The organism is Streptococcus oralis subsp. dentisani, assembly GCF_003944205.1.
GTDB classification, from domain to species: domain Bacteria; phylum Bacillota; class Bacilli; order Lactobacillales; family Streptococcaceae; genus Streptococcus; species Streptococcus oralis_BH.
The window spans coordinates 248,477-268,782 of sequence record NZ_RJPH01000001.1 but is presented as its reverse complement, the minus strand read 5'-3'; the positions used below and the strand labels follow the sequence as shown (position 1 = coordinate 268,782).

The 20,306-nt window shown below is 40.8% G+C and carries 19 protein-coding genes and 2 pseudogenes; 3 read left to right on the top strand and 18 right to left on the bottom strand.

The window, feature by feature from the left end; translation table 11 throughout:
• Positions 1–64: 64 nt before the first annotated feature.
• From ffh to D8805_RS01295, 4 genes are all read right to left on the bottom strand, one after another.
• Positions 65–1,636 carry a signal recognition particle protein gene (gene ffh, locus D8805_RS01310; protein ID WP_000863610.1) on the bottom strand — a complete coding sequence of 524 codons (1,572 nt, stop codon included), beginning with the start codon at positions 1,634–1,636 and terminating at the stop codon, positions 65–67.
• An 11-nt stretch (positions 1,637–1,647) separates the two neighbouring features.
• The gene (locus D8805_RS01305; RefSeq protein WP_000402066.1) at positions 1,648–1,980 is read right to left on the bottom strand and encodes a putative DNA-binding protein; all 333 of its coding nucleotides are present in this window, start codon (positions 1,978–1,980) and stop codon (positions 1,648–1,650) included.
• A 141-nt stretch (positions 1,981–2,121) separates the two neighbouring features.
• Positions 2,122–3,318 carry an elongation factor Tu gene (gene tuf / locus D8805_RS01300; protein WP_001040720.1) on the bottom strand — a complete coding sequence of 399 codons (1,197 nt, stop codon included), beginning with the start codon at positions 3,316–3,318 and terminating at the stop codon, positions 2,122–2,124.
• A gap of 235 nt (positions 3,319–3,553) precedes the next feature.
• Positions 3,554–4,663 (bottom strand): AI-2E family transporter, encoded by a 1,110-nt coding sequence (locus D8805_RS01295; protein WP_000489828.1) that lies wholly within the window; start codon positions 4,661–4,663, stop codon positions 3,554–3,556.
• 104 nt (positions 4,664–4,767) lie between these two features.
• Here D8805_RS01295 and pbp3 point away from each other — a divergent pair, with 104 nt between their 5' ends.
• The gene (gene pbp3 / locus D8805_RS01290) at positions 4,768–6,009 is read left to right on the top strand and encodes a D-alanyl-D-alanine carboxypeptidase PBP3 (protein ID WP_061587665.1); all 1,242 of its coding nucleotides are present in this window, start codon (positions 4,768–4,770) and stop codon (positions 6,007–6,009) included.
• 29 nt (positions 6,010–6,038) lie between these two features.
• Here pbp3 and sdbB read toward each other — a convergent pair whose 3' ends face one another.
• Together sdbB and ccdA2 (D8805_RS01280) are read right to left on the bottom strand one after the other, a co-directional pair.
• Positions 6,039–6,584, bottom strand: a complete 546-nt coding sequence (sdbB, locus tag D8805_RS01285; protein ID WP_000755591.1) for a thiol-disulfide oxidoreductase-associated lipoprotein SdbB — start codon at positions 6,582–6,584, stop codon at positions 6,039–6,041.
• A gap of 12 nt (positions 6,585–6,596) precedes the next feature.
• Positions 6,597–7,304, bottom strand: coding sequence for a thiol-disulfide oxidoreductase-associated membrane protein CcdA2 (gene ccdA2, locus D8805_RS01280; protein WP_061587664.1), 708 nt, complete (start codon positions 7,302–7,304; stop codon positions 6,597–6,599).
• 218 nt (positions 7,305–7,522) lie between these two features.
• On the opposite strand from ccdA2 (D8805_RS01280), the pseudogene D8805_RS01275 reads away from it, so the two are divergent.
• Positions 7,523–7,750 (top strand): annotated as a pseudogene (locus tag D8805_RS01275) (IS5/IS1182 family transposase); the annotation flags it as partial.
• Positions 7,751–8,123: 373 nt separating this feature from the next.
• On the opposite strand, the gene D8805_RS01265 reads toward D8805_RS01275, so the two are convergent.
• From D8805_RS01265 to ccdA2 (D8805_RS01235), 7 genes are all read right to left on the bottom strand, one after another.
• Positions 8,124–8,651 (bottom strand): AAA family ATPase, encoded by a 528-nt coding sequence (locus tag D8805_RS01265; RefSeq protein ID WP_000426565.1) that lies wholly within the window; start codon positions 8,649–8,651, stop codon positions 8,124–8,126.
• Positions 8,652–8,706: 55 nt separating this feature from the next.
• Positions 8,707–9,270 (bottom strand): TIGR01440 family protein, encoded by a 564-nt coding sequence (locus D8805_RS01260; protein WP_084976302.1) that lies wholly within the window; start codon positions 9,268–9,270, stop codon positions 8,707–8,709.
• Positions 9,271–9,379: 109 nt separating this feature from the next.
• On the bottom strand, positions 9,380–11,071 hold the full coding sequence (locus D8805_RS01255) for a cache domain-containing sensor histidine kinase (protein ID WP_084973678.1): 1,692 nt from the start codon (positions 11,069–11,071) through the stop codon (positions 9,380–9,382).
• Complete coding sequence (locus D8805_RS01250) at positions 11,068–11,805, bottom strand: response regulator transcription factor (protein WP_125415159.1); 738 nt, start codon at positions 11,803–11,805, stop codon at positions 11,068–11,070. Before D8805_RS01250 ends, D8805_RS01255 begins: the two co-directional genes overlap by 4 nt.
• Before the next feature lie 70 nt (positions 11,806–11,875).
• On the bottom strand, positions 11,876–12,988 hold the full coding sequence (msrB, locus tag D8805_RS01245; protein ID WP_125415158.1) for a peptide-methionine (R)-S-oxide reductase MsrB: 1,113 nt from the start codon (positions 12,986–12,988) through the stop codon (positions 11,876–11,878).
• 9 nt (positions 12,989–12,997) lie between these two features.
• Positions 12,998–13,561: a redoxin family protein gene (locus tag D8805_RS01240; RefSeq protein WP_125415157.1), complete on the bottom strand. Its 564-nt coding sequence runs from the start codon at positions 13,559–13,561 to the stop codon at positions 12,998–13,000.
• A gap of 13 nt (positions 13,562–13,574) precedes the next feature.
• Positions 13,575–14,285 carry a thiol-disulfide oxidoreductase-associated membrane protein CcdA2 gene (ccdA2, locus tag D8805_RS01235; RefSeq protein ID WP_125415156.1) on the bottom strand — a complete coding sequence of 237 codons (711 nt, stop codon included), beginning with the start codon at positions 14,283–14,285 and terminating at the stop codon, positions 13,575–13,577.
• Between the two features lie 143 nt (positions 14,286–14,428).
• On the opposite strand from ccdA2 (D8805_RS01235), the pseudogene D8805_RS01230 reads away from it, so the two are divergent.
• Positions 14,429–14,566, top strand: a pseudogene (locus D8805_RS01230) (transposase); the annotation flags it as partial.
• Between the two features lie 81 nt (positions 14,567–14,647).
• Here the strand turns inward: D8805_RS01230 and D8805_RS01225 are convergent.
• From D8805_RS01225 to pyk, 5 genes are all read right to left on the bottom strand, one after another.
• Positions 14,648–15,508: a methionyl aminopeptidase gene (locus D8805_RS01225; RefSeq protein ID WP_125415155.1), complete on the bottom strand. Its 861-nt coding sequence runs from the start codon at positions 15,506–15,508 to the stop codon at positions 14,648–14,650.
• A 15-nt stretch (positions 15,509–15,523) separates the two neighbouring features.
• Positions 15,524–16,801, bottom strand: coding sequence for a CBS-HotDog domain-containing transcription factor SpxR (spxR, locus tag D8805_RS01220; RefSeq protein ID WP_125415154.1), 1,278 nt, complete (start codon positions 16,799–16,801; stop codon positions 15,524–15,526).
• Entirely contained in the window at positions 16,794–17,345 is a 552-nt protein-coding gene (locus D8805_RS01215; protein WP_125415153.1) for a GNAT family N-acetyltransferase, read from the bottom strand. The genes spxR and D8805_RS01215 overlap by 8 nt, the downstream gene beginning before the upstream one ends.
• Before the next feature lie 15 nt (positions 17,346–17,360).
• A complete protein-coding gene (locus D8805_RS01210) occupies positions 17,361–18,620 on the bottom strand; it encodes a UDP-N-acetylglucosamine 1-carboxyvinyltransferase (RefSeq protein WP_125415152.1) in 1,260 nt (419 codons plus the stop codon).
• 174 nt (positions 18,621–18,794) lie between these two features.
• Positions 18,795–20,300 carry a pyruvate kinase gene (gene pyk, locus D8805_RS01205; RefSeq protein WP_084973687.1) on the bottom strand — a complete coding sequence of 502 codons (1,506 nt, stop codon included), beginning with the start codon at positions 20,298–20,300 and terminating at the stop codon, positions 18,795–18,797.
• Positions 20,301–20,306 lie beyond the last annotated feature (6 nt).

Sequence of the window (20,306 nt, the reverse complement as noted above, 5' to 3'; positions counted from 1 at the left end):
AATTGCCTAATCATAGAAAGTACATATTTTATATAAAAAAGGAAAGCACTTCTGCTTTCCTTTTTTATTTGCGTTTCTTCTTAGCTTTTTTCATTTTGTTGGCCATGCGTTTCATAGACTGTTTCATGGCAAATTCACCAATTTTACCCTTGAGTCCACCACCAAACATCTGGCTCATATCTGGCATTCCTGCTCCTCCAAGAGCTGACAAGTCAGGCATGCCACCCTGTCCCATCATGCCTTCAAGGGCAGACATATCCATGCCTCCCATATTTGGCATATTCTTAGGGAGGTTATTTGGATTGATTCCCATTTGTTTCATCATCTTGTTCATATCTCCAGACATGACACCTTGCATGAGCTGTTTGGCCTGGTTAAAGTCTTTGATGAATTTATTCACTTCGATAAAAGTATTTCCAGATCCAGCAGCAATACGACGACGACGACTTGGATTTAACAAATCAGGATTTTCACGTTCTTCAGGTGTCATCGAAGACACGATGGCACGTTTACGAGCAATCTGACGCTCATCTACCTTCATGTTTTGAAGGGCTGGATTGTTAGCCATACCTGGAATCATCTTGAGCAAGTCTTCCATTGGCCCCATGTTTTGCACCTGATCCAACTGATCGATGAAATCATTGAAATCAAAGGTGTTTTCACGCATCTTCTCAGCCATTTCAAGGGCTTTTTGCTCGTCGTATTCCTGAGAAGCTTTCTCAATAAGAGTAAGCATATCCCCCATGCCAAGGATACGGCTTGACATACGGTCTGGGTGGAAGGTTTCAATATCCGTGATCTTTTCACCCGTACCAGTGAACTTGATTGGTTTTCCAGTGATATGGCGAACGGACAAAGCAGCACCGCCACGAGTATCCCCATCAATCTTGGTAAGGATAACCCCAGTCACTTCTAACTGGGCATTAAACTCGCGAGCAACATTGGCCGCTTCTTGACCAATCATGGCATCAACTACGAGCAGAATTTCATTTGGTTGAGCCAAGGCTTTTACGTCACGAAGCTCATTCATGAGGAGCTCATCAATCTGCAAACGCCCTGCCGTATCAATCAAGACATAGTCGTTGTGATTGGCTTGCGCTTGCTCCAAACCTTGACGAACAATCTCAACAGCTGGTACTTCTGTTCCAAGTGCAAAAACAGGAACATCAATTTGTTGTCCAAGTGTTTTCAACTGATCGATGGCTGCTGGACGATAAATATCCGCCGCAATCATCAAAGGACGAGCATTTTCTTCCTTCTTGAGTTTATTAGCCAGCTTACCAGCAAATGTTGTTTTACCAGCCCCCTGCAAACCGACCATCATAATGATTGTCGGAATCTTAGGTGACTTAATAATTTCTGCCGTATCAGAACCTAAAACGGCTGTCAGTTCCTCGTCAACGATTTTGATAATCTGTTGCGCAGGATTGAGGGTATCAATGACCTCGTGTCCGACTGCACGTTCACGAACTTTCTTGATAAAGTCCTTTACAACAGGCAAGGCAACGTCAGCTTCAAGCAAGGCCAAGCGAATCTCTTTGGTTGCTTCTTGGACATCAGCCTCAGATATTTTTCCTTTTTTACGTAGATTTTTAAAGACGTTCTGTAAACGTTCTGTTAAACTTTCAAATGCCATTTTTCTTCCTCTTATTCTCTATTATCAATGCTTGTTAAAATTTCTATCTGCTCCTGCAGAAAATCATCCTTGGGATAGCGCTCCAAGATCTGGTCAAAAATCTGACTGCGAACAATGTAGTCCGAGTACATGTGCAGTTTCATCTCATAATCTTCTAGAATCTTTTCTGTCCGCTTGATATTATCATAAACAGCCTGACGACTGACACCAAACTCTTCAGCAATCTCAGCAAGACTATAATCATCAGCATAATAGAGTTCAATATAGTTCATCTGCTTGTCTGTCAAAAGCGCCGCATAAAATTCAAAAAGAGCGTTCATACGATTGGTTTTTTCGATTTCCATAACTTTTATTATACCAAAAAAACGATTATACTGCTAGAGTGGAGACACTTCAAATAGAGCAAGAAGAAAAAAAGAACCTTGCAAAGCAAGATTCTTTTAGTGTCTGACTTAAATAATTGTTCTTCTGGGAACTAAATCGAATTAAGCTTCGATTTCTGTAACCATACCTGAACCAACAGTACGTCCACCCTCACGGATAGAGAATGTAGTACCTTGTTCTACGGCGATTGGGTGGATCAACTCAACGTCGATAGTCACGTTATCACCAGGCATTACCATTTCAGTACCTGCAGGAAGTTCGATTGAACCTGTAACGTCAGTAGTACGGAAGTAGAATTGTGGACGGTAGTTGTTGAAGAATGGAGTGTGACGTCCACCTTCTTCTTTAGTAAGGATGTAGACTTCACCTTTAAATTTAGTGTGTGGGTTGATTGAACCTGGTTTAGCGATAACTTGTCCACGTTCGATTTCGTCACGTTGAACACCACGAAGAAGGACACCTACGTTATCTCCAGCAAGACCTTCGTCAAGTTGTTTACGGAACATTTCAACACCAGTAACAACTGCTTTTTGAGTTTCTTCTTTGATACCAACGATTTCGATTTCGTCGTTGACACGAACAGTACCACGGTCGATACGTCCTGAAGCAACTGTACCACGTCCAGTGATTGAGAATACGTCTTCGACTGGAAGAAGCAATGGTTTTTCAGTGTCACGTTCTGGTTCTGGGATGTACTCATCAACAGTGTTCATCAATTCCATGATGATGTCTTCGTATTTAGAGTCACCTTCAAGAGCTTTAAGAGCTGAACCTTGGATAACTGGAAGATCGTCACCTGGGAAGTCGTATTCTGACAAGAGGTCACGGATTTCCATTTCAACCAATTCAAGCAATTCTTCGTCGTCTACCAAGTCAATTTTGTTCATGAAGACGATAAGGTGTTTAACACCAACCTGACGTGAAAGAAGGATGTGCTCACGAGTTTGTGGCATTGGTCCGTCAGTTGAAGCTACTACAAGGATAGCTCCGTCCATTTGAGCAGCACCAGTAATCATGTTTTTAACGTAGTCCGCGTGTCCTGGAGCGTCGATGTGAGCGTAGTGACGTTTTTCAGTTTCGTACTCAACGTGCGCAGTGTTGATAGTGATACCGCGTTCGCGTTCTTCTGGAGCAGCATCGATAGACGCATAGTCTTTAGGTTGGTTAACTGCTGAAGGCAAGCGACGTGCCAATACAGTTGTGATAGCTGCTGTCAAAGTAGTTTTACCGTGGTCAACGTGTCCGATAGTACCAATGTTAACGTGTGGTTTACTACGATCGTATTTTTCTTTTGCCATTTGAGTAAAAGCCTCCAATAAAATATATTTTATAGATAGACAGTAGGCAATACAGTCTAACTTTCCTTACTATTTTATCAAATTTCTGCTAAATTGCAAGTGTTTTACACATATTTTGTGAATTAATCTAAATCTTATCAAATCCTGTTCTTCTGCTTCTTTATGGCAATATGAATTCAAACTTCTTTTCGTTTGGCGATAGTCTTTTCATCAAAAAAATCAGGTCTCCCTGATTTTAATTTGATTCTGTTTTTTCCAGTTCCTTAGCTTCTTTATGGTTTTCATATAATTTCGCTAGGAACTTAGTAATTTCTTTAAAAATAGAGTAAGTAGGTACTGCTACGACCATCCCTATGACACCGTAGATATTACTTGACAGTAAAAGGAGCACCAAAATCGTAATCGGATGCACTTTCATAACCCCTCCAACGATACGTGGATAGAGAACATTTCCGTCAATCTGCTGAATAATGAGCATATAAGCAACCGCAATCAACATACGATGAGGATCTGTGAACACATTGGCAATCACCATTGGAATCAAGCCAATACTTGGACCAACATAAGGAATCAAATTTGCGATTCCAGAAAAAATAGCAAAAACTAGGGCGTACTTTAATCCGATAACGCTATAGCCAATATAGGCTAAACATCCAATAATAACCGCATCAATCGCAATTCCACTGATATAGCGCGCTATGGTTGTATTGAGATTGGTTAAAAGGCTAGAAAGATTCAATTTGTCATGTTTTAAGATGGTACGTTCCAACATTGGTAGCAACTTATGACCATCCAACAAGAAATAAATCAAGAATACAGGGGTCATAATGAGAATCAGAACCGTACTAAACAAAGCTGAAAGAACGCTTCCTAAACTGTTGCTGACGCTATTAAGGATATTCTGGAGGATATCCACATAGGAGAGATTCAGTTGTTGAATTGTTTGTTGAATATCAATATTTTGGAAGACTGGATTCATGGACAAATCGATGATCAAATCTTGTAGTCTACTATAGATGTTTTGACTAGAAATAATCAAGCTGGTCAACTGATTAATCAAAATCGGCAAGAGATAAACGACCCCTACAACGATAGCACCAATCAAGGCACAAAGAGTGACCAAGACACCAATTAGACGATTGATCTTACATCTCTTTTCTAAGAAAGTAACGACTGGATTTGTAATGTAGTAAAAAAATCCACCAAGCAAAAATGGAATCATGATGGTATTCACAACTGTCACGAAGGGAGTAATGATGGCTCCCATTTCTCTCCAAAGATAGAAAATCAGTGTTAATAATAAAATTTCAGCTGTCCAAAAAAATAATTTGTTTCTGCGGAACATAGGTATCCTCCTTCTCTCTATTTTACCACATTTCTGAAAAAGATAAGATGGCTTTAGTAAAAAAGCGAGAATATTTTTTTTCTTTATGATAAAATAAAGCTAATATGAAAAAAATAATTTTATCTTTTATGACACTTTTAGTTTTTGGAGCAGCTTCTACTGTTTCTGCTCAGGAGTTTGATGTTGCTGCTAAACATGCTATTGCTGTCGAGGCTACAACTGGAAAAATCCTCTATGAAAAAGATGCAAATCAGCCTGTAGAAATTGCTTCTATTACAAAACTAGTTACAGTTTATCTGGTCTATGAAGCTCTGGAACAAGGAACTATCAGCCTATCTACACCTGTTGATATTTCGGACTATCCTTACAAACTTACAACTAATTCTGAGGCGAGTAACGTCCCTATGGAAGCTCGAAATTATACTGTTGAACAACTATTAGAGGCTACAATGGTATCCAGCGCAAACAGTGCTGCGATTGCGCTAGCAGAAAAGATTGCTGGTTCTGAGAAAGACTTTGTAGACAAGATGAGGGCTAAACTTCTTGAATGGGGAATTCAAGATGCAACTATTGTAAACACTACTGGTTTAAATAATGAGACCCTTGGCGAGAATATCTATCCTGGTTCAAAGAAAGACGATGAAAACAAGTTGAGTGCCTACGATGTTGCAATCGTCGCTCGTAACCTCATCCGAGATTATCCTCAAGTTTTGGAAATCACCAAAAAGCCAACTTCTACCTTTGCAGGGCTTGAAATCCACTCAACCAACTATATGTTGGAGGGAATGCCTGCCTATCGTGGTGGTATTGATGGACTAAAGACAGGTACTACTGATAAAGCTGGTGCTTCGTTCGTTGGAACAACTGTTGAGAAAGGGATGCGTATTATTACGGTTGTTTTGAATGCAGATCAACAAGATACCAACCCTTATGCACGTTTTACTGCTACTTCTGCACTTTTAGATTATATTTCTGCAAACTTTGCCTTAAAAACCGTCGTTCAGAAAGGTGAAGCATACAACGATAGTAAAGTAACAGTTCTGGATGGTAAAGAAGATAATGTGACAGCTGTCGCTAAGTCAGACATTTCCATCGTCCAACGCATCGGTAGCAGTACTACACCAGCTCTCCAATTCACACCGAAATCAACATCAGAAATGGCTCCATTGGAAGAAGGCAAGGTTGTTGGTACTCTAACCTATGATGACCAGGATTTGGTCGGCCAGGGCTATCTCACTTCTGACAAACCATCTTTTGAAATGGTTTCTGAAAAGAAAGTTGAAAAAGCCTTCTTTTTGAAGGTTTGGTGGAATCAATTTATCCGCTTTATCAATGAAAAACTATAAAAAAATCGCGAAAAATCGCGATTTTTTCTTTATTTCATTTCTTTAAAAGCCGCTTCTGCATCAGCATTGCTAATAGCACCAAATTGGATTTTTCCGATTTTACCTTGACTGTCAATCAAGTATTCTGTTGGAATACTACGAATTTGGTAGGCTTGGAAGGTAGTTGCTTGCGTATCATATAGAACTGGAATATCCTTGTATCCTTGTTCTTGATACCATTTTGGAAAGTCTTGAACTGTTTTTTCACCTTGTAGACCAGGTGCAATGACACTCAAGATTTCAAAGTCTCGATCTTGTTTGGCAGCTAATTCCATCAGCTCAGGCATGCTTTTTTTGCATGGTCCACACCAAGAAGCCCAGAATTTTAAATAGACCTTTTTCCCTTTATAGTCTGATAACTTCACTTCTTTGCCATCCATAGACTGCAAGGTAAAGTCTGGCGCATCCTTACCGACTGCTATTTGTTGTACAGCAGGTTGTTTGGGACTGCTTGTCTGTTTGGTTTCTTTTTCACCACAGGCAATCAACAAGAATAGAGACATGAGGCTCAATCCAGCAAAAATAACTTTTTTCATTTTTTTCTCCTTTTATCCAAGAATTCCTGACAAGGCATTTAACTGCCCTAGCATTAATAATAATCCCATCAAAATAATCAAAGCTCCCCCGATTTTCTTTAGTAAAATCATATGGGGTTTTAATTTACTAAAATAGGGCATAATCCAGCCCGAAGCCAAGGCCAAAACAATGAAAGGAAGGGCCATTCCCAATGTGTATACTAATGTTAACACGGCTCCTTGCCAAGCACCACTGCCACCTGAAGCTGCTAGGGCCAAGACTGAACTTAAGACTGGTCCGATACAAGGGGTCCAACCAAAACTAAAGGTTATCCCAAGTAAAAAGGCTGACAGATAGTGATTAGACTTTGATTGTTTGAAGGTGACTGTCTTTTGAACCTCCAGTTTATTGAAATGCAAGATTTCCATCTGGTGAAGCCCTAAAAGAATAATGACTATTCCCATAGCATAACGAAACCAGTCTGCATAGAGCATGTGCCCTAGGAATCCAGCTCCAAATCCTAAAATAAAGAAAATGAGGGAGATTCCTGCAATAAAGCACAAGGTCCGAATTAAGCCAGACCATGCAACGTCTCTTCCAAAAAAGCGAAAGCTTTTCGAATTTCCCAGATCATCCAGTAAAATACCAGCATAGACTGGTAGCAAAGGAAAGATGCAGGGTGAAAAGAAGGACAGGATACCTGCTAAAAAAACAGATACTAGAAATATAATCGACTCCAACGAATTACCTACTTTCTCAAAATTCTAATCCTATTTTACTACAAAAGGATAAATTTGTAAGAAGTCTGCTACGCTTATTTATTTTGATAAAATTTGACACAAAAAAAGGAGCTAAGCTCCTCAGATTGAAGACAAAGTCCTTAGACTACAAATTTCTAAGGGCTTTTCTTTGTGTAAAGTCGTATAATAGAGGTAAGAAAAGTTGTGAGGTGTTCCCTATGTTTCACAAAGAAAATCTCGAATATAACCGCAATCAAGTTGGTTTTTACACGCTAGATGAACTCGTTCCGCAAGCCCATTTTCTTCGTCAGGTTGAGCAAGTGGTCGATTTTTCCTTCATCTATGACTTAGTCGCAGATACTTATTCTGAAGATAAAGGTCGTCCTAGTTTAGACCCCGTTATGCTGGTTAAAATCCCTCTCATCCAATGTTTCTACGGTATCCGTTACTTGCTCTTGGTAGCTTTCCACTTGTGCCAGCAAGTCCGCCACTTCTGATAAATCTCTCGTTTTTAACTCTTTGATCGGCTGGGTAAAAGTGTATCTCTCGCCCAAAGCCCTAAAATCAATCACTGTTTTTCTATGCATATCTTAAGTATAGCACAAAAAGGCGGACCTAGAACAGCTAAATCCAGCTTTGTTTACTGATTTCTATAACTAAAAATCTTCTCTAAATTGGTTTTTTCTACTTTTGGCAATTTTCCATCAGATAGCATCCCTTCTTCTTGTAAAAGATGGTCTTGTTTGGAGTACTTTGCACAAGAATTCAACAAAAAAACAGGGAGAGTCTTGGTTTCTGTACCCTTACTCTCCCTGTCTTTTACTGTTCAGAAATTAAAAATTGATTTGAAGTTTTAATGATGTTTACCGTTTCCTTGACATCTAAATCATCTGTGAATAGAAAATGATGTTTCTCACTATTTTTAGCTAGAAACTCATTTCTTGCTTGGATTGATAAATCGCCTGTTCTCTCAATTTCTTTTCGAGAAGAATCCCTATCTTTCAAGGTTTCTTCTTGAGCCATTAGAACACAATATTTTAGCTTAATTCGTTTTTCTTTTAAGAAGGCTGCAATTTTCTTCAGTTGATCTTCAAATATGACATATTCTATCACAACAGTAATGCCACGATCCAAGAAATTACTGGTCAGACTGATGATATTATCCCAGAATAAATCCATGTAAAATCCATCATCTTCCCAAGGAGCTACGAGACCACTTTTTATCATTAAGTAAATCATATCCCCCTCTATAACTGCACTTTTGTCAAAAGAATAGGCCAACTCTTTGCTGACGGTGCTCTTTCCAACGCCTGGGGGACCTGAAACGATATAAACACAATTTTCCAACCTTTTACCTCTACATACTTGAAATATCTCTAACTTACGATAACTTTCAGCCCACTTATGACTTTCTTATGAAGTCTTCAGGATACTGTGCACGCGCACCACCGATGAGTTTTGGACGGCTAGCTAAAGCCGTTACATGGGCATGGCCAATCTCACGCAAAACTGGTCGAATCGGAACCTGCACATGCTTGACATGCATGCCAATTGCGGTATCTCCTATATCCAATCCAACATGAGCCTTGATGAACTCCACTTCAACAGGTGCTTTCATAAACTTAAAGGCAGCTAGCTGACCTGAACCGCCTGCATGAAGAGTTGGAAGGACACTGACGATTTCCAGACCAAACTGCTCCGCCACCTGACGTTCAACGACGAGGGCACGATTAACGTGTTCACAACCTTGAATAGCTAGGTGAATTCCTTTTTCCTCTAGGATATCTAGGATGGTCTTCACAATGATTTCCCCAATTTCTTGGCTGGATTCCTTGCCTATATGGCCGCCTAAAACTTCGCTAGAGGATAAACCTAGGACAAAGAGGCTTCCTTCACGCAATCCAGCCTTTTCCAAAACATCTTCAACAATCTGTCTTGTTGCTCTTTGAATGTCTTTTTCCTTCATACTTGATACCTCTTTTGTCACTATCTATCATATCTTTTTTTACTGATTTTATCAAGGCCAACTAATCATTCTGATTTTTAAAAGTAAAACTCCCAGAATTGACTGGGAGCTAACTTGTTTCTATTTTATTGATGTATATTTCAACCGTCGTCCCTTTTGAAGGTACAGAATCAATCTTCATCTGATAGTTTTCTCCAAAATGAAGTTTGAGGCGTTGGTCGACATTTTGAAGACCAACTCCTCCACGTTTGAGCTGACTTTGACTACTATCACCAGTAGATTGGAAGCCAATGCCATCATCCTCAATGCGGATGACTAGTCCTGTATCCTTTTTCTGAACAGAAACTTTAATATGGCCCTGACCTTCCTTCTCCTTGATGCCATGGTAAAGAGCATTTTCTACAAGAGGTTGCAACACCAACTTGGGTAAGACTAGGTTACCAAAAGCAGGATCTTCAGCAATCTCATACTCCAGCTTATCACCATAGCGTTGTTTCTGGATAAAGAGGTACTGGCGGACATGATTGATTTCATCAGAAAGAGAAATCAAATCCTTTCCTTGATTGAGCGCCAAGCGGAAATAGGTTGCCAAGGACTTGGTCACCTGAACCACTCGCTGACTATCCTGAAACTCAGCCATCCAGATGATAGTGTCCAAAGTATTGTAGAGGAAATGAGGATTAATCTGACTCGACAATGCTTGAAGTTCATACTGCCGGGTCGCTTCTTCCTGCCTGCGCACATCTGCCATCAACTGGTCAATTTGATCCAGCATGGCATTGAACTGGCGAGTCACTTCTCTCAGTTCATAGGCGCCAGCTTCCTTAGCACGCAGATTTTGTGTACCAGAAGCAATTTCCAGCATGGTTTCTCTCAGGTCCTTCAAAGGGGCAATCCAGCGTTTGAGACTGAACCATACCAAGCAGAAACAGGCAAGAAGAGATAAGGCACTAGCACCAAGCAAGGTCCACATGAGTTGACTTCGAACCTGGTCTAACTTCTCCAACGAAGACACGCCTATAACCGTCCAATCTGTTCCTGCAATCTTTTCCTGACTAACGTAGGATTGATGATCTAGCGTATAGCCCTGCCCCGTCTCGATGTAGGGTTTCATAGCCTCCATTTCACTCGCTGAGCTATAGACTGTGTGTTTAGGATGGTAGACAAATTCATGGTTTTCATTGATGATAAAGGCAAAGCCCTGCTGGCCCAACTGGAGTTGGTTGAGATAGGCTTCCAGAGTTTCGTAGGAAATGTCCAAACGAAGCACGCCAAGATTGGCTCCCTTTGCATCAACAAGTTCTTGAGTGACAGAAATGACCCACTGACTGTTTGATTTACGAGCTGGTGTCAAAACTGGCTTAGCTCCCTGATGAATGGCCTTTTGGTACCAATCCTCGGCCATCATATCAGAGGAAGTTTTCATCTGCACACTGTCATCTGTAGAAATAACCTGACCAGATTTGGTGACCAGTACCACCGTTTTCAAGTCCTGGTCTGCCTTTAAGATAGTCAAAAACAGATCTCGGATTCCCTTGGCTTGGTCTTGACTGGGATTCTCAGCATAGGCTAACACATCCGTCTGCTGGGTCAAACTGGTAGAGGTGGTTTCTAATTTTTTGATATAAGACTGAATAAAGTGGCTAGTCTGGCTGATGGTCGTTTGGCTATTGCCCTCAATAGTGGCCTCAATAGCTGATGAACTAGATTGATAATAGAAAGTCCCGACCAGAGCTAGGAGAATGAGAAAGACCAGAAAGATGGAAATAACCATTCTGACTAAAAGAGAAGAACGCTTCATCGGCCTTCCCCTTTCTTAAACTGACGAGGTGTCACACCTGCAACCTGTTTAAAACGTTGGGTAAAGTAGTTCATATCTTCAAAGCCAACCTTTTCGGCTATCTCGTAAATCTTTAAATCCGTGGTCAGAAGTAAGAGCTTGGCTTGTTTGACACGCTCTCTCACCAGATAATCCTGAAAAGGCAGGCCCAATTCTTTCTTAATCAAGGAACTCAAATAAGTCGGACTAAAACCTAAGTCACTGGCCAAGCTCTTTAAACTAAACTGACTGTCAGCCAGATGGGACTGGATTTTCTGAGCAATATTTCCCTCAAACTTATCGGTTAATAAATCTTGTAACTGCTCTTCTTTTTCTTCCTTGTCTAGTTTTTGCTTGATTTTCCCTAACATTTCCTCAATATCCTGACGAGAAAAGGGTTTGAGCAGATAGTCATCGACACCTAGTTTGACAGCAGACAAGGCATAATCAAAATCATCGTAACCCGTTAAAAATACCAGATGCACCTGGGGATAGGTTTCTCGGACCAGCCTGGCCAACTGGATGCCATTTAGCTGAGGCATATTGATATCGGTTAAAATGATGTCTGGTACCTGCTTTTGAATCAAGTTCCAAGCCTGTCTTCCATTTTCAGCCTGACCGATGATTTCCATATCGTAGGCCGCTACATTAACCAGCTTGGTCAATCCTTGTCTTACCAGATACTCATCTTCTACGATTAAGATTGTGTAGGTCATGCTCTGCTCCTTTACCACTTACTAGTATCAGTATAGCAAAATTCTCCTCTAACTACTTAGGAAAGACTTCTTAATCGACATAATCTAGTAAATAGGCATAGCCTTTTTCTTCCATTTGGTCTTTTGGAATAAATCGGATAGAAAGACTATTGATACAGTAGCGCAAGCCACCCTTGTCCTCTGGTCCATCTGTAAAGACATGGCCAAGGTGAGAATCTCCAGCTCGACTTCTCACTTCCATGCGTGTCATATTGTAAGACTTATCTTCCTTGTAGGTGGCAACATCTGGGCTGATGGGTTGGGTGAAGCTAGGCCAGCCACAACCAGACTCAAACTTGTCCTTTGATGAAAAGAGAGGTTCGCCAGTAGCTACATCCACATAGATACCGGATTCAAATTTATCCCAGTAGCGGTTTGAAAAAGCTCGCTCTGTTTGATTTTTCTGGGTAACTGCATACTCCTCAGGTGACAAAGTCTTTTTCAATTCTTCATCACTTGGTTTAGGATATTTGCTGGCATCGATGACGGGATAGGCAGCTTGATTGACATTGATATGACAATAGCCATTTGGATTTTTCTTTAGGTAGTCTTGGTGATAATCCTCAGCCACCACAAAATTCTTCAAGTTTTCCTTTTCAACTGCCAGAGGTTGGTCGTATTTCTTAGCTACCTCATCAAAGACTTGGTTGATTACTTCCAAATCCTTGTCATCTGTGTAATAAACACCGGTACGATACTGGGTCCCCACATCATTTCCTTGTTTATTTTTGCTGGTTGGATTGATAATGCGGAAGTAATGAAGCAGGATTTCCTTAAGGGAAATTTGATTGGCATCATAGGTAACATGGACAGTCTCTGCATGTCCTGTTTGGTTAATCAATTCGTACTTGGTTGTTTCCCCTCTACCATTTGCATAGCCTGAAACGGCATCTGTCACTCCGGGAACGCGTGAGAAGTATTCCTCCACTCCCCAGAAACATCCCCCAGCTAGATAAATTTCGTGCAAGTCTGCGTCTTTACTCACTTCTGTTTTTTTCACTGTTTTTCCTCCTTGGCTAACTGACGCTTTCTCAATTTGCGAGCTATCTGTCTGCCCTGCATTTCGCATCAATAGAAAATAAAAACCGGTTATGGCTAGGAGAATGACCCCTGCCAAGACAAAAAGTTTTACTTTATCATTCATGATCTTTCTCTACCCCATTTCTTTCAATGTCTTTAAAATCATATCCTTATCCATAAAACCTGGTTGCGTTTTGACCAGCTTGCCTTCCTTGTCTATAAAGGCTTGAGTTGGATAAGAACGAACACCATAACTTTCCAAGAGTTTGCCTGATGGATCAATTAGAACTGGAAAATTTTTATAATCTAAGCCCTTGTACCAGTTCTTAAAGTCTGCTTCAGATTGCTCCCCCTTGTGTCCAGGAGACACCACTGTCAAGACCACATAGTCATCACCAGCTTCTTTAGCAATTTCATCCGTATCTGGAAGACTAGCTAGACAGATGGAACACCAAGAAGCCCAGAATTTGAGATAGACTTTCTTGCCCTTGTAATCAGACAAACGATAGGTCTTGCCATCTACACCCATCAATTTAAAATCAGCTACTGCTTGACCCTTGGTGGCAGTTTGCGAGCTAACTTGTTCTGTTTTTGTTTGCTCCTTCATAGTAGACTCGTCTGACATGTTTTTAGCCGAACAGGCTGCCAAGCAACAAATTGAGCCTACTCCAAGGAGACATGTTTGCCATTTTTTCATTTCTTTTTCCTCTCTATTCAAATAATGTAGTCAAAATGGAAGCATTTCCCAAAAGCACCAAGATTCCCATCACGATAATGAGGAAACCACCTACTTTTTTGAGGGTTCCGAGATAAGGATGGAGTTTTCGGAAATGTTTCAAAACATAGCTGGAGGCAAGAGCTAGAGCCAAAAATGGTAGCGCTAAGCCCAGCGTGTAAATCAACATGAGACCAGCACCCTGCCAAGCTCCTGAACCACCTGAAGCCGCCAAGGCCAAAACAGACCCCAGAACCGGCCCCACACATGGCGTCCAAGCAAAACTAAAGGTTAACCCCAGTAAAAATGCCTGACTATAGCCGTTAGCGTTTTGACCCTGTCTCTTTAATTGTAGCCTTCTTTCCTTGTAAAGTCCCTGCAAATGTAAGACTTCCATCTGGTGCAAGCCCAAGAGAATGATAACCGCACCCGTCACATACTGAAACCAAGAAGCATAAAGCAAATTGCCTAAAAAACCAGCTCCATAACCCAGTAAGATAAAAACAAAGGAAATCCCCGCTATAAAGGCCAGAGTTCGCACTAAACTAACAAGTGAGATTGAAATTTTTCCGCTAGAAGCCTGAGCATCATTCTTATCATCCAATAAGACTCCTGCATAGACTGGCAACAAGGGTAAAATACAAGGAGAAAAGAAGGAAAGAATTCCAGCAAGAAAAACACTGATAAAAAAGATTACATTGTCCATTGCCTTCCTCCATTCTTTGATTTGATAGGACTATTATAGCTTCAAAACTCCAGGAAAAACAGGGACAATGATAGGGAAAAATAGGAATTTAATCAGTTTATTTAGAAATCTGGCACAAAAAAGTCCCATAAGATTTATAATGAAAAGCGACTAATAACCTCATTAAACTCATCAAACGAAATGCCTTTGGTTTTCGGAACTTTGAGAACTTCAATAAAAGGATTTTCATCGCTCTCAACATCAAAAAAGAAAGGACGAAATTCGTCCTTTCTCGATCTTAGCTGACTTCAACCTACTACAGTTGACAAAGAGCTGATTTTTTCTGTCTAACTTTTTGGGGGCGGTACGAGCTCCCTTCATTTTTAATAAGTTCCTTCTTCACCTTGACTGGTCAGGATAACAGGGCCGTCTTTGGTAATCACGAACTGGTGTTCATATTGGCACGATAGACCACCATCAATGGTCTTATGAGCCCAGCCAGTCTTCATATCTGTATCAATTTCCCAGTCACCAGTATTGATCATGGGTTCAATGGTTAGCACCATTCCTTCACGGAGACGGAGTCCACGGCCTGCAATACCGTAGTTAGGAACCATTGGCTCTTCGTGCATAGTTGGGCCGACACCATGACCAACCAAATCACGAACGACACCGTAACCGCGACTTTCAGCGTATTCTTGAATTGCTGCACCGATATCACCGATACGATTTCCGACAACTGCTTGCTCAATCCCTTTATACATAGCTTCCTTGGTCACGTCCATCAAGTTTTTCACTTCTTCAGACGGTGTACCAACCGCATAAGCCCAACATGAGTCAGCTAAACCACCAGTATAACTTTGGGTGTATTTTTTCATTTGCTCAACATTATTGAAGTTGAGTTTAGATACATTGAGGTCTGATTTGGAAATCGGACCACCTAGAACCATGTCAACCTTGAGCAAATCTCCATCTTTCAAGATGTAATGACGTGGAAATGCGTGAGCTACTTCGTCGTTAAGAGAGCAACAAGTGGCATAGGGGTAATCCATGACTGCCCCATCCACGCCAATCTGTAGAGGAAGGAAATTCTCCTCTTTACAACGTCGACGAACATACTCTTCAACTTCCCACATATCCACGCCTGGCTTAATCAAATCACGTAAGCCGATATGGATACTTGCTAGGAAATCACCAGCCTTGTCCATGGCTTCGATTTCACGTGCTGATTTTAAAGTTATCATTTTTTCTCCTAGATTCTAATTGATTTTAACTGTAACATTTGCTTTTGATACAATTTGATGACCATGATAAATATCATAATCAATAATGGCTGAGCGTCTCGTGTGGTGAATAATGCGTGCCTGAATCCGCAAAGTATCATCTATCTGAACAGCCTGCAAGAAGTAAATTAGCATCTGCTCGATGATGAGATTGCGTCTGCTATTTGCCACCAAATCCTGTGTCATGTGAGTTAAAATTTCAGCAAGAACACCATTTGCCAAAACCCCGTTTTTCTCAAGCATAAAGGGCTCAACCGTAATCACAACTTCGTCGTGATGATAAGACAACTTTTGTCCGATTTGCTCTGAAAAAGTCGGCAAAGCCGAAACCTGAGAGCGACTCATCTTATCCATGACATCTCGTCTCGTTACAACTCCGAGCAAAGTTTGATTGTTCCTCACTACCGGAACCATCTCAAAATCTTCTGCTATCATCCGTTGACTGACATTGGCAATATTGGTCGCTAATCCTGTCACGAAAATGCTGCGCGTCATCACCTTATCAATCGTCGTGCTGGGTGATTTGTCTCCTGCATCACGCATGGTAACAACCCCAACAACCACTTGGTGCTGATTGATGACAGGGAAACGACTACTTCGATTCTTGCGTACCAAGTCTAGATAATCTTTCACTGTGTCCGTTTCTCTTAAGAAACCATACTCATGGCTAGGACGATAGAGCTTTTCAACTGTCAGAATATCGGTTTTGATTTGAACATTTGAGAGAGCTCTGTTGATCATGGTCGCAACTGTAAAAGTATCATGCTTACTTCGTAAAACAGGAATTCCTTTCTGATTAGCAAGTTTCAGTACATCCTCGTGTACATGAAAACCACCCGTCACGAGAACCGCATTTTCATTTTCCAAAGCCAGAAGTTGAATACGAGTACGGTCTCCGACGATTAACAAACCACCATCATTCAGATAGGACAAAATATTCTGCTCGGTCATGGCCCCAATGGAGAATTTGCTAAACTCTCTCTCCAGCCCTTCTTGACCAGCTAAAACTTCAGAGGAGGTGACTTCTGCAATTTCAGCATAGGTTAGTCTCTCAATAGCTACTTTCTGAGATTTGACACGAATGGTTCCACTACGAGGTCGAGTTTCTACAATTCTACGGTTTTCAGCTTCTTTGATAGCACGATAAGCCGTCCCATCACTGACACCCAAGTGATTGGAAATGCTACGAACACTGACACGTTTTCCTATTGGTAACTCTTCCAGATAACTTAAGATTTCTTGGTGTTTACTCACTGAATTCTCCTTTAACGTATCGAAATTCAAGGTAGTCTCTCATTTTACGAGTATAGCGGTCACTCCCCTTGAATTGGCGAAAGAGACTAAAACCTGCTTTCAAGGCAACTTTCTGACTAGCTTGATTCTCCAGATGAGTGATGATGGATAATTGTTTTAAACCAAATTCTTCAAAGGAAAGCTGACAAAGTTTGGTAACTACTTCTGTCATAAAACCTTGTGACCAAGAATCCTTTTTTAAGAAGTAACCAATTTCTGCTTCTTTTTTGATTTCATCTATTTTTTCAAACTTGATGGAACCAATCATTTCCTGATTTCCTTGGAGACAAATTGCCCAGACACCTAGAGGAGCCTTCATAAAATAGTTAGCAAGTGCGTACTGACTTTCTTCCAAACTTGCTTGACTGGGAAAAATAAACTGCAGATTTTCCGGATTTGAAGCAATATCGTAAAACGCTTGACTGTCACTAAAAAAGAAAGGACGCAAATACAAGCGCTCCGTTTCAAAAAAAGAAAACATTGCTAATTTGGTCCAAATATTCATAATCACCTCAACGGCTTAGTCTTCGACGAGTGTAATATCTGCTCCAAGACTACGTAATTTTTCAATAATATCTGAGTAGCCACGAAGGATAAACTCAATATTTGTAATTTCAGTCTGGCCTTGAGCCATCAGTCCAGCAATCACAAGTGCAGCACCAGCTCGCAAGTCTGTAGCTTTCACCTTGGCACCATGTAGAATTCCCCCACCAGTGTAGAAAATATGGTCATTTGTAGTCGCAATATCTGCATCCATTTTTGCTAATTCAAAGACATGATTGACACGTTTTTCGTAAATGGTATCAATAATAGTACCACGACCTTGAGCTGTTAGTAAAAGTGGTGTGATTGGCTGTTGCAAATCGGTTGCAAAACCAGGATAAGGAGCAGTTTTGATATTAATAGCCTTCAAATCAGACTGTTCTTCAACAAAGATACTATCCTCAGAGACGGTCATACGAACGCCCATTTCCTCTAGTTTGGCGATAAAACCTTCTAAATGCTCATAGAGAACATTGTTAATACGGATTCCTTTACCAACCGCTGCAGCAAGTGATATATAGGTTCCGGCTTCGATACGGTCTGGAATAACTTGGTGACGCGTTCCATGAAGTTGCTTGACACCATCAATAATGATAATATCAGTCCCTGCACCACGAATATGAGCCCCCATGTTGTTCAAAAGGGTAGCTACATCGATGATTTCCGGCTCACGAGCCGCATTTTCAATAACAGTCCGTCCCTTAGCCTTAACAGCCGCAATCATGGTATTAATCGTTGCACCAACACTGACGGTATCCATGTAAATACTTGCGCCGTGAAGTCCCTTACCTTGGGCAGATAAATTCATATTATCTCCCTCATAGCTTACCTTGGCTCCCATGGCTTCGAAGGCTTTTAAGTGAAGGTCAATCGGACGAGGTCCCAGATCACATCCACCAGGAAGTCCAACTGTAGCTTCACCAAAGCGACCTAACAGACTTCCATAGAAATAATAAGAAGCACGAAGGCTATTGATCTTGCCATAAGGCATAGGAATGTTTTGAACACCTCTCGGATCAATCTCCAAAACATCATCGTAGCGTTTTACTTTCGCACCCATGATTTCCATAATTTCGACAAGACTAGCAACGTCTGAAATATCTGGGACACAATCCAAAGTGACAACATCATCTGCCAGTATAATAGCAGGGATTAATGCTACAACACTATTCTTAGCACCGCTAATGGTGATCTCACCTTGCAATGGATGTCCACCATTGATGACAATTTTTCTCATGTTATACTCTTTCAAAATTTACTAAAAAGGTCTCTACATTCTATTATACCATAGTTCTCCTATTTTTCCCATTTCTGTTTAATAAAAATCACTCTCTTTTTATCTTCTAAAATAGAAAAAAGACCCATCACACAAGCACAAAAGCTTGGTATGATAGGCTTTTAAAAGTTTAGATTAACGTACTGTACGGATACGCATTGTGTTTGTACGGACAGCTTCTCCAAGCGGTACACCTGCAACGATAATCATATCATCACCAGATTCTACCAAACCTTGTTCTACTGCAATCTTTTCGGCAAGTTCGAACATATCATCAGTGTTTGATGGACGTTCAGTTGTTACTGGGATAACACCCCAGTTCAACATCAATCCACGTTGAGTTAATTCATCGAAAGTGATTGCCAAGATATCAGCATCTGGACGGTATTTAGAAATCAAACGAGCAGTGTGACCTGTCTTAGTAAGAGTAACCACCAACTTGATATTCATAGAGTTTGTCGCATCCTTAACAGCTGAAGCCATAACCTCAGTCTTAGAATTACGTGACAAGTTAACAAACGACAAGCGACCGTATTCTTTCAAAAGGGTTTGAGCATTCTTGTCAATTGTTGCCATTGTACGAACAGATTCAAGTGGGTATTTACCGTTTGCAGACTCACCTGAAAGCATTGTAGCGTCAGTACCGTCGATAACAGCGTTAAATACGTCTGATACTTCTGAACGAGTGGCACGTGGTTTTTCAGTCATGGTTTCAAGCATGTTTGTTGCTGTGATAACAACTTTACCAGCTGCGTTCACTTTAGTGATGATCATTTTTTGGTAAACTGGAACCATTTCGAATGGTACTTCGATACCCATGTCACCACGAGCGATCATGATACCGTCAGCAGCTTCGATGATTTCATCCAAGTTATCGATACCTTGTTGGTTTTCGATTTTCGCAAACAATTGAACATGTCCGTTACCAGTTTCTTCACAGATTGCACGAACTTCATTCACGTCTTTAGCAGTACGTACGAATGAGATCGCGATGAAGTTGATACCTTGTTCAAGACCGAAACGGATATCATCGTTATCACGTTCAGCAAGTGCTGGGAAAGGAATTTTAGTGTTAGGGATGTTTACACCTTTTTGTTTAGCGATAATTCCGTCGTTTTCAACTTCTACTTCAAATTCACGAGTTGCATCGTCTTTTGCAACAACACGAAGACCAAGTTTACCATCGTCAACCAATACTTGGCGACCAACCTCAACATCATCGTAGATGTCAAGAGCACCAGCAACGTTCAAAGCAATCACTTCACGAGTTGATTTGATTCCTTGTTTAGTTGCAACACGGATTTTTTCACCAGTTTTGTATGAGTATTCTTTTGCGTCACCTTCAAACAATTCAGTACGGATTTCAGGACCTTTTGTATCAAGAAGGAAACCAACTTTCTTACCTGCAAGTTTTTCTGCAAGTTTAACAGTTGCCATACGTTCACCTTGTTCTTGGTGGTCACCGTGCGAGAAGTTGAAACGGAAAGTGTTCGCTCCTGCTTCAATCAATTTCGCAATATTTTTTGCTGAAGCTTCAACGTCAAGTTTTTCACCCCAGTATCCATCATCACCGAATTTCTTTCCACCACGGATTTCAACCGCAGGACCCAAAGTTGCAACGATTTTTACACGTTTATTCATGATTTG

Coding starts and splice junctions, on each gene's coding strand:
- ffh (WP_000863610.1), bottom strand. CDS start 1,636: ATGGCATTTGAAAGTTTAACAGAACGTTTACAGAACGTCTTTAAAAAT.
- D8805_RS01305 (WP_000402066.1), bottom strand. CDS start 1,980: ATGGAAATCGAAAAAACCAATCGTATGAACGCTCTTTTTGAATTTTAT.
- tuf (WP_001040720.1), bottom strand. CDS start 3,318: ATGGCAAAAGAAAAATACGATCGTAGTAAACCACACGTTAACATTGGT.
- D8805_RS01295 (WP_000489828.1), bottom strand. CDS start 4,663: ATGTTCCGCAGAAACAAATTATTTTTTTGGACAGCTGAAATTTTATTA.
- pbp3 (WP_061587665.1), top strand. CDS start 4,768: ATGAAAAAAATAATTTTATCTTTTATGACACTTTTAGTTTTTGGAGCA.
- sdbB (WP_000755591.1), bottom strand. CDS start 6,584: ATGAAAAAAGTTATTTTTGCTGGATTGAGCCTCATGTCTCTATTCTTG.
- D8805_RS01260 (WP_084976302.1), bottom strand. CDS start 9,270: ATGAAGGAAAAAGACATTCAAAGAGCAACAAGACAGATTGTTGAAGAT.
- D8805_RS01255 (WP_084973678.1), bottom strand. CDS start 11,071: ATGAAGCGTTCTTCTCTTTTAGTCAGAATGGTTATTTCCATCTTTCTG.
- D8805_RS01250 (WP_125415159.1), bottom strand. CDS start 11,805: ATGACCTACACAATCTTAATCGTAGAAGATGAGTATCTGGTAAGACAA.
- msrB (WP_125415158.1), bottom strand. CDS start 12,988: ATGAATGATAAAGTAAAACTTTTTGTCTTGGCAGGGGTCATTCTCCTA.
- D8805_RS01240 (WP_125415157.1), bottom strand. CDS start 13,561: ATGAAAAAATGGCAAACATGTCTCCTTGGAGTAGGCTCAATTTGTTGC.
- ccdA2 (WP_125415156.1), bottom strand. CDS start 14,285: ATGGACAATGTAATCTTTTTTATCAGTGTTTTTCTTGCTGGAATTCTT.
- D8805_RS01225 (WP_125415155.1), bottom strand. CDS start 15,508: ATGATAACTTTAAAATCAGCACGTGAAATCGAAGCCATGGACAAGGCT.
- D8805_RS01215 (WP_125415153.1), bottom strand. CDS start 17,345: ATGAATATTTGGACCAAATTAGCAATGTTTTCTTTTTTTGAAACGGAG.
- D8805_RS01210 (WP_125415152.1), bottom strand. CDS start 18,620: ATGAGAAAAATTGTCATCAATGGTGGACATCCATTGCAAGGTGAGATC.
- pyk (WP_084973687.1), bottom strand. CDS start 20,300: ATGAATAAACGTGTAAAAATCGTTGCAACTTTGGGTCCTGCGGTTGAA.